Annotated in this window: 14 protein-coding genes; 5 read left to right on the plus strand and 9 right to left on the minus strand. The window is 38.1% G+C overall.

The window, feature by feature from the left end:
* Positions 1-44: 44 nt before the first annotated feature.
* Positions 45-1,187, plus strand: a complete 1,143-nt coding sequence (locus N178_RS12995; RefSeq protein WP_045292679.1) for a C40 family peptidase — start codon at positions 45-47, stop codon at positions 1,185-1,187.
* Positions 1,188-1,267: 80 nt separating this feature from the next.
* Here N178_RS12995 and N178_RS13000 read toward each other — a convergent pair whose 3' ends face one another.
* From N178_RS13000 to N178_RS13025, 6 genes are all read right to left on the minus strand, one after another.
* Positions 1,268-2,305: a 3D domain-containing protein gene (locus N178_RS13000; RefSeq protein WP_045292680.1), complete on the minus strand. Its 1,038-nt coding sequence runs from the start codon at positions 2,303-2,305 to the stop codon at positions 1,268-1,270.
* A gap of 315 nt (positions 2,306-2,620) precedes the next feature.
* Positions 2,621-3,370: an oxygen-insensitive NADPH nitroreductase gene (gene nfsA, locus N178_RS13005; protein ID WP_045292681.1), complete on the minus strand. Its 750-nt coding sequence runs from the start codon at positions 3,368-3,370 to the stop codon at positions 2,621-2,623.
* Between the two features lie 92 nt (positions 3,371-3,462).
* Complete coding sequence (locus N178_RS13010; RefSeq protein ID WP_045292682.1) at positions 3,463-4,596, minus strand: MGDG synthase family glycosyltransferase; 1,134 nt, start codon at positions 4,594-4,596, stop codon at positions 3,463-3,465.
* Positions 4,593-5,186, minus strand: coding sequence for a DedA family protein (locus tag N178_RS13015; protein WP_045292683.1), 594 nt, complete (start codon positions 5,184-5,186; stop codon positions 4,593-4,595). Before N178_RS13015 ends, N178_RS13010 begins: the two co-directional genes overlap by 4 nt.
* Positions 5,187-5,201: 15 nt before the next feature.
* Positions 5,202-5,912, minus strand: a complete 711-nt coding sequence (locus tag N178_RS13020) for a polysaccharide deacetylase family protein (protein WP_045292684.1) — start codon at positions 5,910-5,912, stop codon at positions 5,202-5,204.
* Positions 5,913-6,201: 289 nt separating this feature from the next.
* On the minus strand, positions 6,202-6,804 hold the full coding sequence (locus N178_RS13025; RefSeq protein ID WP_045292685.1) for an alpha/beta hydrolase: 603 nt from the start codon (positions 6,802-6,804) through the stop codon (positions 6,202-6,204).
* A gap of 821 nt (positions 6,805-7,625) precedes the next feature.
* Here N178_RS13025 and N178_RS13030 point away from each other — a divergent pair.
* Positions 7,626-9,416: a transglycosylase domain-containing protein gene (locus N178_RS13030; protein ID WP_045292686.1), complete on the plus strand. Its 1,791-nt coding sequence runs from the start codon at positions 7,626-7,628 to the stop codon at positions 9,414-9,416.
* A 35-nt stretch (positions 9,417-9,451) separates the two neighbouring features.
* Here N178_RS13030 and N178_RS13035 read toward each other — a convergent pair whose 3' ends face one another.
* Positions 9,452-10,783, minus strand: a complete 1,332-nt coding sequence (locus tag N178_RS13035; protein ID WP_013057669.1) for a polysaccharide biosynthesis protein — start codon at positions 10,781-10,783, stop codon at positions 9,452-9,454.
* A 292-nt stretch (positions 10,784-11,075) separates the two neighbouring features.
* Positions 11,076-11,993 carry a DMT family transporter gene (locus N178_RS13040; RefSeq protein WP_045292687.1) on the minus strand — a complete coding sequence of 306 codons (918 nt, stop codon included), beginning with the start codon at positions 11,991-11,993 and terminating at the stop codon, positions 11,076-11,078.
* 150 nt (positions 11,994-12,143) lie between these two features.
* Between N178_RS13040 and N178_RS13045 the strand changes: the two genes are divergently transcribed.
* Entirely contained in the window at positions 12,144-13,520 is a 1,377-nt protein-coding gene (locus N178_RS13045) for an aminotransferase-like domain-containing protein (RefSeq protein ID WP_045292688.1), read from the plus strand.
* Positions 13,521-13,583: 63 nt separating this feature from the next.
* Here N178_RS13045 and N178_RS13050 read toward each other — a convergent pair whose 3' ends face one another.
* Positions 13,584-13,988 carry a FixH family protein gene (locus N178_RS13050; protein WP_045292689.1) on the minus strand — a complete coding sequence of 135 codons (405 nt, stop codon included), beginning with the start codon at positions 13,986-13,988 and terminating at the stop codon, positions 13,584-13,586.
* A gap of 150 nt (positions 13,989-14,138) precedes the next feature.
* Between N178_RS13050 and N178_RS13055 the strand changes: the two genes are divergently transcribed.
* Together N178_RS13055 and N178_RS13060 are read left to right on the plus strand one after the other, a co-directional pair.
* Positions 14,139-14,717, plus strand: a complete 579-nt coding sequence (locus N178_RS13055) for a hypothetical protein (protein ID WP_045292690.1) — start codon at positions 14,139-14,141, stop codon at positions 14,715-14,717.
* A 96-nt stretch (positions 14,718-14,813) separates the two neighbouring features.
* Positions 14,814-15,479: a type 1 glutamine amidotransferase domain-containing protein gene (locus N178_RS13060; protein WP_013083773.1), complete on the plus strand. Its 666-nt coding sequence runs from the start codon at positions 14,814-14,816 to the stop codon at positions 15,477-15,479.
* Positions 15,480-15,495: the final 16 nt, after the last annotated feature.

Raw genomic sequence — 15,495 nt, forward strand, 5'->3', positions numbered from 1 at the left:
TCTATCTGCTATACTATTATTTGGATATTTGGGGGACTTTACAAATGAAAAAAGAGAAGCTACTTGTACCATTTATAGCAGCATCGGTTTTAGTAGGAGCATCAGTGACAACGCCTGTTTTTAGTCACTCTGCTTATGCTGCTTCTTCTGTCAGCATTTATCAAAAAGACGTTAATTCGCTAGCAGATTATTACGCACCATTTTATAAAACAGTGGAAAAAAAGCTAAAAGAAATTGAAGGAATAAAAGATGACGAAAAAGCGTTAGCGGCATATGATCAGCTTGCGGATCAAATTGACCAGTTTCTAACAAAGACTGATAAAAATTACGCGATGAATCACCTTAATTCAGAAGCTGATCAGCTTCAAGGGTATTTATATGACAGCTTAATTGCTCTTTACAATTACATTGTGGATCTTGAAGACTATGCGTATGGAGATGTAAGTGACGCGGAATTTAATAAGATCTCTGCAAATTTTGAAAAAGAAATCAACGCATACAATACGCAATTTCAGCAAAAAGCGAAGAGCTATAAAACAAAGCGAAAAGTAGCGTTTAACGCAAATATGAGTTATTTGCTTGATGAAGATATTCAACCTTCACCAACAGCTCCATCTACACCGGCTGATAGCAATGGCACCTACACGGTGAAAAAAGGAGACACGCTGACAGCAGTCGCTAAAAAGTACGGCATGACGGTAGCTGAATTAAAAAAATTAAACAATTTAAAAACAGATGCGCTAAAAATCGGACAAGTGCTGAAAGTGAAAAGTGCAAGCGCACCGTCTCCTTCTCCAGCGCCTCAAACTTCTGTTAGTGCAAAACAGCAGCAAATTGTATCGTATGCCAAAACACTGATTGGAAAGCCATATAAATATGGAGGCACGACACCAAAAGGTTTTGATGTATCAGGGTACACACAGTATGTATATAAAAACGCGGGTTCAAATATTTCTATCCCTCGTACAGTAGCAGATCAGTATAAAAGCGGCACGGACGTAAAGCAAAACAGCCTGCAGGCTGGAGATTTAGTTTTCTTTAAAAACGGCAAATCCGTTTCAGTTGTAGGAATTTACCTAGATAAACAAGAATTCATTTATGTCAGCAGCAAAGGCGTTAAAACGCAATCACTTTCAACAGCGTACTGGAAAAACAGCTATGCGGGAGCAAAGCGTATTATAAAGTAAAAAGAGGTGCCATAAGGCACCTCTTTTGCTTTACTAGCTATGTATTTCTATACTAAACTAGCAATTTTATAAAAAACTTCTTAGTTCATAACCGTGATTTTAACAGATTTTCTTCCGAACTGTTGAGCATCACCTTCAGAAGGAACGAATACATCAATTCGATTACCTTTAATTGCTCCACCCGTATCGGCAGCTACAGCTTCACCATAGCCTTCTACATAAACTTTCGAACCTAATGGAATAACGCTAGGGTCAACAGCGATTACTTTTTGATTTGGATTTGCTTTTAAATCCACTCCTGTAGCAGTTGTACCGCTACATCCAGCACAATTAGCCGTATAGGCAGTCGCTTCAACTGTCATTGACTTGCCGCTGGCTTGTTGTGACGATTCAGCAGGTTGTTGTTGTTTTTGAGCTTGTTCAGCTTGAGCTTGCTGCTGCTCTTTTTGAGCCTGTTCAGCCTGAGCTTGCTGCTGCTCTTTTTGAGCCTGTTCAGCTTGAGCTTGCTGCTGCTCTTTTTGAGCTTGTTCAGCTTGAGCTTGCTGCTGCTCTTTTTGAGCCTGTTCAGCTTGAGCTTGCTGCTGCTCTTTTTGAGCCTGTTCAGCTTGAGCTTGCTGCTGCTCTGTTTGAGCTTGTTCAGCTTGAGCTTGCTGCTGCTCTGTTTGAGTTTGTTCAGCCGGCGCTTGAGCTTGCTGAGCTTCTGGCGCAGCCTGAGCTACTGAAGGGCTCGATTGCTGAGCTTGCCCGTTTGGAGACTGAATTTTTAATTGTTCGCCAGGATAAATTAAATCTGACGTCAGTCCGTTCCATTCTTTAATTTGATCTACCGTCACGCCATATTGCTGACTGATGGACCATAATGTGTTTCCTTGCTGAACTTTGTGTGTCATTTCTTTTATAGTAGCTACGTTTAATTCTTGATTTGGATAAATAATATTAGATGTTAAGTTATTTGCATCTTTTAGCTCGTCTACGCTCACGCTGTGCTTTTGAGCGACTTTCCATAACGTATCACCTTTTTCTACGTGGTACGTTCCGCTTGTAGAAGCAGAAGCTGCACCTACAAATCCCGCTGAAAGGATTGCTGTTGTTCCTAGAGTAAATATAAATTTTTTCATTACGAATACCTCCTTATTTACTCAATGATTGAATGATATCATCCTCACATTTCACAGCCGTTACAGAGCCATGCTACTTTTATTACAAAACTTAACAAAACAGAACGTTTAATCGTAATATTTCTGATAATTTGGGTATATGATGAAACGTTTCTACTTTTTACTGCTTTTTATTGTTCCTTTTCCTAAAATAGCCCAATTTTTTTATCATTGCTGGCTGTTCTCATCTTTTTTTATTGACTATTTAACGGGTGAATTAAGCTTTTCCATAACAAAAAAACACTCACCACATGGGCAAGTGTTTTTATTCCTTTTTTATTTCTTATTAAATCCTTGCTTTTCTACAAACTCTTTCATATACATACGTTTAGGATTTGAAAGCATGTCAGCCATTTGACCAGTCCATGTGTCTTGGCGTTTGCCATTTGTTCGTTCGTTGTAGTAAGCAGAAATTTCTTCGTTATACGTCGTTAATTCTTGTTTCGTCTGCTCATCGTTCGGCTCATATGTTTCTTCATGATACACATGTTTGAATGGTAAGCGCGGCTTTTTATCCGTAATACCCGCTGGATGTCCAACGGTTAGACCAAATAACGGGATTACATGATGAGGCAGTTTTAACAATTTGCTTACTTCTTCTAATTCATTACGCAAACCGCCGATGTAGCAAGCTCCAAGTCCCATTGATTCAGCGGCAAGCGTTGCATTTTGCGCAGCAAGGGCAACGTCAATAATAGCTACCATAAATTGCTCTGTGCTTTCGAGCGCCGTCGATAAATCTTTTTTCTCCATTTCCGCAATGACATCATGGCGATGAAAGTCAGCGCAAAATACAAAGAAGTGTCCATTTGTTTCTACATAAGGCTGATTTCCTGCTAATTGAGCAAGCTTTTGCTTCGTTTCTTTATCTTTTACTCCAATAATGGAGTACGCTTGAATATAGCTTGATGTGGAAGCTGCCTGTGCACTTTCTACAATCGTTTGAATTTGCTCTTCCGACAATGGTTTGTCTTCATATTTGCGAATAGAACGATGATTTAAAATCGTTTCAATAACTGAGTTCATATTATAATCTCCTTTTACTTCATTTAACCTTCTACAGATGTTATCTCTACAGTTAGTTTATCGAATGTAAAAAGAAATAACCAATGTTCTGCTTAAAATTGATTTTGACTTGTCTCATATCGATACAGCTTAAAATGATCTGCAAGCACGCGGTCTACTTTTACTTCTAAGCTGTCTACATATTCGTCCATTCGTTTTATCAAACGATTTCGCTTTACATCATTTTCTAAAATGTTTTTAAGCTGCTGTTCAAAGGCTTCACCATCATTAAGCGGTATCAGCAGCTCTTTTTCTTTTAAATATTCAATGTTAATTTGCTCTTGGCCAGGAAGAGATGAATGAATAAAAATGGGTAGTCTCTTATGAAGGGCTTCGCTAATTGTCACGCCCCCTGCTTTTGTGACAATGGCATCTGCTCCCTCATATAGATCATTCATTTTCTCTCTTGATTTTACATACGGAACAGCTTTAACTTTCGGGTGGTTTAGTTTCACTAGTTCTTGATACAACTTTTTGTTTTTTCCACACAGCACATAATACATATACGTACAGTTTTGCGGCAGCTGCTGAAGCATTTTGCGTACATTCCCAAGGCCGGAATTTCCTCCGGCAATCAGGATATGCTTCTGTGGCATGAGATGGTCAATCCGTCTTTTTAAAAACGCTTTATGAACGGGAATGCCCGTTACATAAATAGAAGACTCTTTTACACCGTGAACGTTTTGTAGAAATGCTTTCGTATCCTGATCAGGGACGCAGTGAAGCTCGATTCCATTTTTACCCCATACGTCGCTTACTAAGAAATCGGTGTATACATTTATAATAGGAAGATCAATGATTCCTTTTTCTTTTAAGCCGCTTAATACACAGGAAGGAAAGCTGTGTGTGCAAACAATGACGTCCGGCTGCTCTGCATCAATTAATTTCTTCATATGATATTCGATAATCGGCCACTTTTTCACGACAAAATCATCCATCGTATGGTCGTTTTTTTTGTATACATGACCGTAATAAAATTTTTCAAACTGCTTTGGAAAAACAGAAATCCATTTCATGTATATCGATGAAATCATTTGTTCAAGCGGTTTGCTCCAGTAGCTTAAACAATCAATTTTTTGACAAATAACGTGCGAAAAACGTTCCATGACGGCATCCATAACGGCGTCTGCTACTTGGTGATGACCAGATGGCATTTGAAAAAGCGGCAAGAATAAAACCTTCCTCATTGACCATCCCTCCTCTCAACACGTTTTCGGTTTCTTTTTCTTTTTATAAGTAAATAAATGACAAAAAAAGCTACAGCGCCCATGATAATATACGAAATATGAATCCGGTCTCCTACATAGTAACCTAGAATGAGAAAAGAAAGGACCCATACTAGACTGCCTACCACCGATAACAGTAAATAAAGCAAAAACGGATAGCGGCTTATTCCCGCCATATATGGGCTAATTTGACGCAAGCCTGGAATATATAAACCAAATAAAATGGTCCATATCCCATATTTATGGTAGCTGCCGCTTGCCGCTTCAATTTTCTCTTTGGTTAACCCTACGTATTTTCCGTACTTATCAAAAAATGGGGTTCCCGCATACCTTCCTAGCCCGTAAGCAGTAAGCATTCCAGTTATAACCCCTAAAAAAGCAAAAAGAGATGATTCGTATAAGTTCAGCTGATGTTTGGCAATAAACATGCCTAATAATATTAAAAATGATTCTTCAGGCGCTGGAATTCCAACAATCCCACAAAAAAGTACAAGTAAAATAACAATATAACCATAGGAATGTATATACTGAGAAATAATTGTTAAGTCCACTGCTCGCTCCTCTATTTACGATTGATTCATCAATTGCTGCATGGTTATACTTTCATACCCTTGCTGTTTTAAGTAAGGTAAAAATTCTTCTAACGCCGCAATCGTCATTTCAGGTGCTTTTTCATCTGCTCCCGGGGTATCTCCGTTATCGTGTAAAACAAAAATGGCTCCATCCTCTACTTTACGCATTAGTTTTTGAACTAATGCCGTTTTCGTTGTTTTTAGTGTCCAATCCTGAAAGATTCCTGTCCAGATCACGAGATGATACGGCTTGGCCATTAATAAACTGCTCATATTTAAATGTCCCCACGGCGGACGGTAAAAAAGCGGCTTTTGATTTGTTACTTTCTCTATAACCTGTGCACATTGATGAATTTGTCTTTTTAATTGCCACGGTGTTTGGGTCCATGCACTCACATGACGATGATGATGTATAGCTACTTCATGTCCTTCGTTGATCATCCTGTTTAAAATAGACGGGTGCTTTTCCCCTAGTTCTCCCACAATAAAAAAAGTAGCTTTCATTTCATGCAGTTTGAACAAGTCCAAAATTTTTGGCGTATAAACAGGATGAGGCCCATCGTCAAATGTTATAGCTATTTTATGCTTTTTTGCCCCTTTTATTATGACTGATGAATGATAGCGACGGTAAAGGGTTTGCGAAATAATGGTATATACACATATAACCATTAGAACGAAAAGTAAAACAATAAAAAAACGAGTCATATGCTTTTAACCATCCTTTTGAATTTAAATCCTGCATTTATTATAACGGTTTACTCAGACTTTGGTTTCATTTTTTTGTGATAGAAGCCAGGAATTTTAAAATAATTTGATGCTTTACCTAAAAATAGCGGTTCTGCAAGGATATACCGGAAATAAAATGATATCATAAAATTTCCCTTCATTCAGTAAAAAAAGTACTTTTTACCATTTACATCTATCTTTTGTATGATAACTGTCATTATTTTTTAAAAATAAAAAACTTCCCGCACGAGTGCGGGAAGTTTCTAAATTAAAATTTTGACCGATACCATTTTTCAGCTGCTTCAATTTCTGTTCGTGTTAACTGATGTCCAAATGATTCCCAATGCACCTGTACGTCTGCTCCGGCTTTTTCTAAAAGCACAGAAAGTTCTTCCGTTTCTGATGCTGGGCAAATAGGGTCGTTTGTACCTGCGCCTATAAAGACAGAGGCGTCGGTCTTAGGCACTTCAATTCCTCTTCTTGGAACCATCGGATGAAGAAGAGCCGCCCCTTTTAAAGAATTCTCGTAATGAAACAACAAACTTCCTGCAATATTGGCGCCATTTGAGTAGCCTACAGCTACGATATTGCTTCGGTCAAATGAATACGTTTCAGCCGTTTCATCTAAAAATTGATGAAGTTCTTTTGTACGTTCAATTAAATCTTCTATATCAAATATTCCTTCTTGTAAACGTCTAAAGAAACGGGGCATTCCGTTTTCTAGTACGTTTCCTCTTACAGATAATACGGAGCACGAGGAATCAATCATATCTGCAATAGGAAGCAGATCTTGTTCTGTACCTCCTGTACCATGCAACAGCAATAAAGTCGGTTTCGTCTCGTCCGTCCCTTTTTTAAAAATATGTTTCACGTATATCCACTCCTTTTGAATATCTCGAATTAAAGATAATTTTATTATAAGAACTTTCGAAGCATTTGTAAAGGAACCACTATCAAAGAAATACCTGTATGTTTTGCTGGTAGTATCACATAATACTGAATAACTTCATATAGCCCTTGCTCAAATGCAGCTAGGGATTTAATTCGTTTGACTTAGAACGGGGAAAGAAATATTCCACTTTTAGCTAAGTGCTCCCGTCAAAAGGTGGATAATGATCAAAACTCACCCGTCCTCCTTCGTATAAAAAGTGCCCTAGTCTGATAAATTAGTTAATTTTTGCTTTATTTCGTTACTTTCAACAGATATCAGCATTTATACCCGAGCGCACTAAATCGTATTGCGTATACGTGTTATAACAACTTTTTTCTATGGGAAACAGAACGTAAAATACCAGTTTGTTTTTTCATAAAAGGGAACAAAGCCCTGAATAGTGCTTTATACGACTTTATTTGACAAACACAAATTTATGGGTAAACTAAGTTCAGATGATTGTATTTCACTTCGTTTCAGTTTAATAAAAAACGAAGCATCTGCGAGTAAGCAAAAAATAACTGCGTAAAGAGCTATTTATGTCAATCATCTTATACCCTAAAAACTTACCTGCACTTGAATAATAGCCTTTATAAAACTTAGCGCGTCAGCTTATGAACGTTGATACTTTATCATCCATCTCTCTGTTAAAAGATTGAATGGGCCAACAAACTTCAGTATTCTTTACATAACGACCTTGTAAAGACGAAAAATGTAGCTATGTGTGAACATGGAATTATTACTTAGTGGAGTGAACCAACATGAGGAAATTTATTTTAGCCTTTTTAGTCGTTGTTTTAATTGTAATGCTAGGAGTTACCTATGTATTAAAGCAATTTCAGCAGACGGCTGATTTATCTTACTCGAAACTGCAGTCGGTTCAAAGTACGGTAGTCTATGACAAAAATGACCGTAAGATTGACGAATTGTATAAAACCGTTCCCCGTCAAAATGTTTCGAGCGATGAAATTCCCGATTATGTAAAAATGGCGTTTGTTGCAACGGAAGACCGTCGCTTTTACAAGCATTTTGGGATTGATTTACAAGGTATTGGCCGCGCCCTTTTTACGAACATTGTGACAATGAGTAAAGCTGAAGGCGCAAGTACCATTACGCAGCAGTTAGCAAGAAATCTTTACTTATCTAGTGATAAGACCATTAAACGTAAAGTAGATGAAATGTTTCTATCGCTAGGCTTAGAAAGACAATTTACAAAAGATCAAATTTTGGAATTATATTTAAATCAAATTTATTTCGGAAGCGGTGTATATGGTATTGGTGCAGCTTCTCATCTTTATTTTAATAAGCCTGTATCAGATTTAACCGTAGGCGAAGCTGCGCTTTTAGCAGGACTGCCAAAAGCGCCGAGTACGTATTCACCAAGCAATAGTACAGAAAAAGCGACAGCCCGACGAAACGTTGTATTAAAACTGATGCATGACCAAAACGTTATTAGCGATACTCAGTATCAGCAAGCGTTAAATGAACGTGTAGTCGAGCCTAGTATTCCGGTTAAAAAACCGAACTCAAATCAAGCATTTATTGATTATGTAATTAAAGAAGCTGCTCAACAATATGGCGTATCTGCTGATGACCTTTATAAGGGTGGTTATGCCATCTATACAGATTTAGACCCTAATTTACAGGAATCGATTAATAACTCTGTAGCAAATCATACGTTCCGAGATGACGGCATCAACAGCAAAGTAGAGGTTGGGATTTCAGCTGTCAACCCTAAAACAGGTGGGATTTCAGCAATGTATGGAGGACGCAGCTATGAGCGAAACGGCTTAAACCGTGCTACGAGCGGCTATCAGCTTGGTTCAGCTATTAAGCCTTTAGCCGTATATGGTCCAGCCTTAGAAACGGGAGATTATACACCAACTTCACTCTTGAGTGATGAACGACAAGACTTTGGCGGTGGATACAGCCCTAAAAACGCAGAAGGTGAATATCAAAAGCATGTGACAATGCGTGAAGCACTCACTCGTTCACTTAACGTTCCAGCTGTTTGGCTTTTAAAACAAATTGGTATTGATACAAGCGCAAAATTCATGGAAAAAGCTGGACTTCCTCTTGAAGATGATGATAAGTCCAAATTAGGGCTTGCTCTTGGAGGAACGACAACAACGTTCTCTCCCCTTCAGTTAGCACAAGGATATACAACTTTTGCTAACAAAGGCGTCATGACTAAGCCGTACGCAATTCGAAAACTCGAGATGCGCGATGGGGAAGTGAAAAAGCCGGACATTCAGACAGAGCGAGTAATGAGTGAAGACAATGCGGATACAATGACATCCATGCTGCAAGATGTCATTGAAAAAAGCTATGGAACAGGTGTTAACGCTCGTTCTTCACGAGATGCTGCAGGCAAAACCGGTACAACCAACGATGTCAAAGATGCTTGGTTTGTCGGGTATACCGATGATGCGGTCGTCTCTATCCACGCTGGCTTTGATAATGCTAATTCTACGCAAACAACGAAATACTTATCAGGCGGCGGCGGACAAGACCCTGCTACACTGTTTAGCTCAATTATGAATAACTGGTAACCAAAAAACCTCCAACTTCACTGTTGGAGGTTTTTTTAAGATAGATGCGTTTTATGCTTAAGTGAAAAAAAGGAAACGTTAATAACTTTGCAAATCGTTACATAATGCAGAACCGTTAAGACAACCACCCCACAGTTCATCCCGATTATAATTCCCTGCATGCCAATATTGGTTTGTGATCCCAAGAAAAACATCAGGGAAAAAGACACAATATGCGACCATATCGTATGATAAAAAGCATCTTTCACATAGCCAAGGCCAATTAAATAAGCTTGAAGCGGAACCGCAAAGAAGTGGAAAAGAAAATACGGCCATAAAGCTTTTAAATAGTAAACGGCTTCGGTAGAATGAAAAAACAAGTTGGTAAGCGGCTCAGCAAAGAAATACATCGCCACTATAGACGGAATTCCATATAAAAACGTCATTTGCATGCTTTGAGTCAAAAGTCTTTGAAGCTGTTCTTCCTGATTTTTCGCATGAGCTTCAGATACAGCGGGTATAAGTGCTACTAAAAGAGAATGAGCAAAGAAAGCCGGAAAAAAGCCGATCGACATCGCTACCCCTGTTAGCATACCAAAATGCTGCGTTGCCCCGGTTAAAGTCATTCCAGATAAAACGAGCGCGTGTTTGATTAAAAACGGCTGAATAGCATTACATACCGCATTAAATAAACGCAGTCCCGTGGTCGGAAGTGAGACGCCTAGCAGCTTTTTCCGAATCTCACTTGGAGAAAGCAAAGGTCTGTGCCCTCTTGATAAAACACTTAGCTGAGTGACATACGTGATAAAAAAATAAAGCAAAATAACAGCTTCGGTCCCAATTAGCGTACAAATCGCAATAAACAGTGACATTTTAACATCTGTGAAAGCAAACATTTGAAAAACAACAAATAAAATAGTCAACTGAAAGGCTTTGCGGATAAAATTAGACACAGCGATAGTCGTCATATTATTTTTACCCGTAAAATATCCACGAAGCACCGCTGAAAATGAAACAACCGGAATGAAACATAGTACAACCCATTTTAAGTAAGGATGATAGTGACTAAAAAATGGAAAGGCTGCTAATACGGCCAGTGTAATAAAAAAGATGCCCAAACTCACAGCAGTAGCAAAAATGGTGGCATGCTTCATCATATGCTGATGTTCTTTGCGATGATGTTCAGCAAGAAATTTAGAAATAGAAATAGGCAGTTCTAAGTTAGCTACGGTGGCAATAAGAAAAATGATAGGAAGAACAGTCATGTACATGCCCATGCCTTCCCTTCCTAATTCTCTAGCAAGTACCATATTTACAAGAAATTCAATTAACTCTCCCGCAAAGGCAGCACCTGCTAAAATAAACGTTCCTTTCAAAAAAGTGTTCATCTCGTTATCTCCTCTATTTCCCGTCCTTTTTCATCACTACCTCTTCTCTCTATGTATATGACAAGCCCAATACGAATTATTTGTCTAATTGTATTTTTCGGTGTACAAGTTCTTGTATAATGTTCAACCTATGTGAAAAAAAACCGTTATATACCTTTTTCACATAGGAAATTCATTCGTTTCTTATATTTTGGCTCTCAAAACTTACATAGAGAAAACAGGTGACCCAATGAGCCTGCTGATTGCTAACAGGAATAGAGCATGTTGCTTTAATGTAACAAATTCATATTAGTTAAGCATCTTTATTCATCATTTCCTGTGTATGCACTTCTTTTTTTGATACCGAGGCGTTTTTGCCTAGTACAACCGAAAAGACAACAATTAGTGCTATCGCAAGAGTAAAAAGTGTAATTGATTCGCCTAGAAACAGAGCTGCAAACAAAATCATTAAAAATGGCTGCAAATATTGAACCTGGCTAACTCTGGCTATTCCCCCCATAGCCATCCCGCTGTACCAAGCAACGTATGCTAAAAATTGACTAACGACTGAGAGATAAATCAAACTAACCCACGCTTGTAAAGGCGCATGAAGCATTTCAGCTGTAATGCTTACTCCCACTGGAATCACAAAAAATGGCGCACCGATGATAATGGCCCAAGCAATTACTTGCCAGCTTCCTAATTCTCTTGCTAACACCCCTCCTTCTGCGTAGCTTAGTCCAAGTATCAGCACCGCTGCTAGTAGAGCTGCATCAGCAAACTGCAGTTGACCAAACCCGAGATGAAGAGCATACACGATAACAGCTGCAGAACCAATCATGCTTGACATCCAGAATTTGAAAGAAGGACGTTCACCCCCTCTAAACATCGCAAAACCGGCTGTGGCTAATGGTAAAAGAGCAAGTTCAACCGCTCCGTGAGAAACAGGCAATGATTTCATTGCCGAGGAAGTGAGCAGAGGAAACCCTAAAACTGCGCCTAAAGCAACGATCAGCAGACTTTTAAATTGGCGACGAGATGGAAATTTTTCTTTTCGTACAATCAATATCACAGCTACTAAAATAGCAGCTACAGCTGTTCTTCCTAAACCAGCGACTGTCGTTCCGAAATACTCGACTGCAATGCTTGTAGAAGGAAGGGTTAAGCTAAAACAGATAACGCCTACTACCCCTAACAATAAGCCCATTTTCTCTCTCGTTTCTTTTTGCATCTTACCCTACCCCTGTCTTTTTATTTTTCAGAACTGTACCATTTTTCTAAAAAAAGTTCTGATATAATTAAAAGGATAGCGCAGGACAACTGCTAAAATAAATCATTCTTTTACCTAACTGTACGGGTACAAATTAAAGGAGTAGGACCTATGAGTTTGAAATATATGAAAATTATGGAAGAAATTAAGCTTGGCCTAGCAAATGGATTGCTTATTGCAGGTGGTAAACTCCCTTCTGTTCGCCGACTCTCCCAACATTTTTCGTGCAGCAAGAATACCGTTATTAAAGCGTACAGCGAATTAGAAAAAGAGCATTTAATTTATTCTGTTCCTAAAAGCGGCTACTACGTTGTGGCAGAATTTCAACATAGGACGAATGAAAATGAAGTGATTGATTTCTTGTCTGCTGGTCCAGATAAAAACGTTATGCCTTATCTTGAATTTCAGCATTGTATAAACCAAGCGATTGAACACTACAAAGAAGAGCTTTTTACATACTCTGATCAACAAGGCTCTTACTCATTACGGGTACAGTTAGTGAAACACTTGCAGAATCTACAGGTGTTCACTCAAGCTGAAAGGTTAGTTGTTGTATCCGGGTCTCAGCAAGCCCTTCACTTATTAGTTTCTATGCCATTTCCAAATGGAAAAAATAATATCCTGATTGAACAGCCCACTTATTTCGGTTTTATCGAGTCTCTTACCCTGCACCAAGCTACTACTTTTGGGATCGAGCTATCGATGGAAGGCATTGATCTTGATCGTTTGGAGTACATTTTTCGAAATAATGACATAAAATTTTTCTATATTATTCCGAGATTCCACAATCCTCTTGGGCATTGTTATACAAATTTTGAGAAGAAAAAAATCGTGGAGCTGGCTGAAAAATACGATGTATACATAGTCGAGGATGACTTTTTGGGTGACCTTGATCCCGATGCAAAATCAGATCCTTTATTTTCTTTTAATCCTTCTGGACGAGTCATTTACATTAAAAGCTTTTCGAAAATCTTTCTTCCTGGTTTACGCATTGCTGCTGTCGTGCTTCCTTCGTTAATGAATAGCAACTTTTTACGATATAAATTCAGTTCAGATTTTAATAGTTCAGCGCTTTCCCAAGGTGCTCTTGAAATTTATTTAAAAAGCGGCATGTTTACTAGTCATCTTAAAAAGATAAAAGAGGTATACCATACCAAAATGCAAACTCTTGTAGAAGCATGTGATTCACTGCTGCCCGCTCATACACATTTTTCTAAACCAACTTCAGGATTCTATTTATCCATTAGTTTGCCTGAGCATGTGACAGCAAAACAGATCGTTCACATGCTAAACGAGCAGCACATATATGTTGATGATGCTTCTAGATTTTTTTTACCAGAATACAAACGAGACACTCTTATCCGGTTAAGCATCTCACAAGTAAATAAGAATACGATCAAACGAGGGATTGAACAGCTGGCTCAGTGCATTACTTTAATTGATGATAGAAAAAATCATCCTATTCCAAAGAACCTTTTCCCCTTGTAGAATGGGAATTTAATGGACATACTAAACGAAAAGAAGCCAAGGAGTTAGAATCCTTGACTTCTTTTATTTAACCGTAACGGTTATAAGAGGCATGTTATGCGTCCCTTTTGCAGAAACATGTGATTGCACGGTATATGTGCCAGGCTCAGAGAAAGATGTTTGTATTTCATATACACCTTCTCCTATTTGTTTAGGCTTTAACATCTTCCCTTTCCCTTTCCCTTCACCATCTTTTTTCTTTATTTCAAATTCAATCATTTCAACATCATCATTTTTTACTTTTTCGTCTCCATATGTAATTTCGGCTTTGTAGATACCGCTTTCATTTTTCTGTAACGCCTCTGGGCCTTGAAGATTTACGTCCAACGGTTTTGGCTGCTCAGCGTTTGTGCTTTGAGCAGGTTCCTGACCACAGGCCGTTAAAAGTAAACAAAGACTGATGATAAATATACTTATTCTTTTTTTCATGCATTCATCTCCTTTTTAAACCCTTTGTTTAACTATAACGCGTATTGCAAAGAAAAAAATGAATTTTTTTAAAAAAGAAGAATTTTTAAAGATTTTTTAAGAAAAAAAGTTCATACTGACACTAACTAGTTTTTTCCAAGGAGGAAGAAAATGAATTCAGCTAAATCTCCAGCTAAAAAATCATGGCTACAGACATTAATCAAAAATAAAAGTGAGCGTAAAAAAGTGATCTTTATCTTTACTATCTCTTTTTTGCTAGTTGTAGCAGGGCTTATTTATATCCCTATTTATAAACATTCCCTTCCACTCGATTCTAAAATATATGAAGGGAATTTTAAAGAGCTTGGTTCAATTGCACGAATTGGTTTCTTTGCAGCTTTAGCCATTTATCCTGTTTTTTTATTATTAAAATGGAAACCGTTATCGCACATAAAAAAAGGAAATTTCGAGTTAAAACCGCTTATCCAATTTTTAGCCAAGTACGTTCGTCAGTGGCACGTTCCCATTGCTCTTATATCAACGGCCTTGATTATTTTACATGGTTATATGGCTTTAATAAAAGGATTTCAAGCAAATTTTACGTACTTTTCAGGAATTATTACAATGGCTGTTCTAGTTTGTTTACTTGTGATGGGTGTGAAGCGCTATAAGCGTACAGATAAAAAGTGGCATCTTAAATTTGCTATCTCTTTTTTGGTTTTGTTTATGATTCATGCTACCTTTTCATAACTTGCCATTGTTTAAAGTTTTTTATATAGGGTACAGTTCACAATGAATACATGATATGTATCACTATACGTTTTACATCATTTAGGAGGTATAAACATGGCAAGAGTGTTAGCTGTATTATCAAGCGGATACGAAGAGAAAGATTATCACACAGGTTGGTGGGCAGAAGAATTATTTGCTCCGCTGCAAAAGCTTGAGGACGCAGGGCACACCGTTGATTTAGCCTCACCTTTTGGAGGTAAGCCGGAAGTAGACGTTCGAAGTATTTCAGAAGACTTTGATCCAGACGGAACGTATAAGAAATTATATGAATCAGGAAGAGCGGATCAGACAATGAAACTTGAAGAAGTAGATGCTGAGAACTATGACGTTATCTTAGTAGTAGGCGGCCACGGCGCTATGTTTGACTTAGCAAAAAATGTGGACTTGCATGCACTTATGAACAAAGTATACGACAACGGAGGTATTTTAGCAGCTGAGTGTCACGGACCTTCTGTTTTTGCTTTCTTGAAAGGATCCGATGATGAGCTGTTAATTAAAGGACTGGACGTAACCGGTTATCCTGATGAAATTGAACCGGAAGAAGTACTTCCCTTTTTACCATACAGTTTAGAACAAGAACTTCGTGAAGTGGCTAACTACATCCCTGAGATGGATAAAAAAGCATATGCCGTTTGGGCCAATGATCAAATTGTCACAAGCCGAGATCCTTTTTCTTCTGAGTTAATGGGTGATGAATTAGTTAAAAAGCTAAATAAATAAACAAAAAAAGACTGCT

It is taken from the genome of Priestia aryabhattai B8W22, assembly GCF_000956595.1.
GTDB lineage: Bacteria > Bacillota > Bacilli > Bacillales > Bacillaceae_H > Priestia > Priestia aryabhattai.

Coding starts and splice junctions, on each gene's coding strand:
- N178_RS12995 (WP_045292679.1), top strand. CDS start 45: ATGAAAAAAGAGAAGCTACTTGTACCATTTATAGCAGCATCGGTTTTA.
- N178_RS13000 (WP_045292680.1), bottom strand. CDS start 2,305: ATGAAAAAATTTATATTTACTCTAGGAACAACAGCAATCCTTTCAGCG.
- nfsA (WP_045292681.1), bottom strand. CDS start 3,370: ATGAACTCAGTTATTGAAACGATTTTAAATCATCGTTCTATTCGCAAA.
- N178_RS13010 (WP_045292682.1), bottom strand. CDS start 4,596: ATGAGGAAGGTTTTATTCTTGCCGCTTTTTCAAATGCCATCTGGTCAT.
- N178_RS13020 (WP_045292684.1), bottom strand. CDS start 5,912: ATGACTCGTTTTTTTATTGTTTTACTTTTCGTTCTAATGGTTATATGT.
- N178_RS13030 (WP_045292686.1), top strand. CDS start 7,626: ATGAGGAAATTTATTTTAGCCTTTTTAGTCGTTGTTTTAATTGTAATG.
- N178_RS13035 (WP_013057669.1), bottom strand. CDS start 10,783: ATGAACACTTTTTTGAAAGGAACGTTTATTTTAGCAGGTGCTGCCTTT.
- N178_RS13040 (WP_045292687.1), bottom strand. CDS start 11,993: ATGCAAAAAGAAACGAGAGAGAAAATGGGCTTATTGTTAGGGGTAGTA.
- N178_RS13045 (WP_045292688.1), top strand. CDS start 12,144: ATGAGTTTGAAATATATGAAAATTATGGAAGAAATTAAGCTTGGCCTA.
- N178_RS13050 (WP_045292689.1), bottom strand. CDS start 13,988: ATGAAAAAAAGAATAAGTATATTTATCATCAGTCTTTGTTTACTTTTA.
- N178_RS13055 (WP_045292690.1), top strand. CDS start 14,139: ATGAATTCAGCTAAATCTCCAGCTAAAAAATCATGGCTACAGACATTA.
- N178_RS13060 (WP_013083773.1), top strand. CDS start 14,814: ATGGCAAGAGTGTTAGCTGTATTATCAAGCGGATACGAAGAGAAAGAT.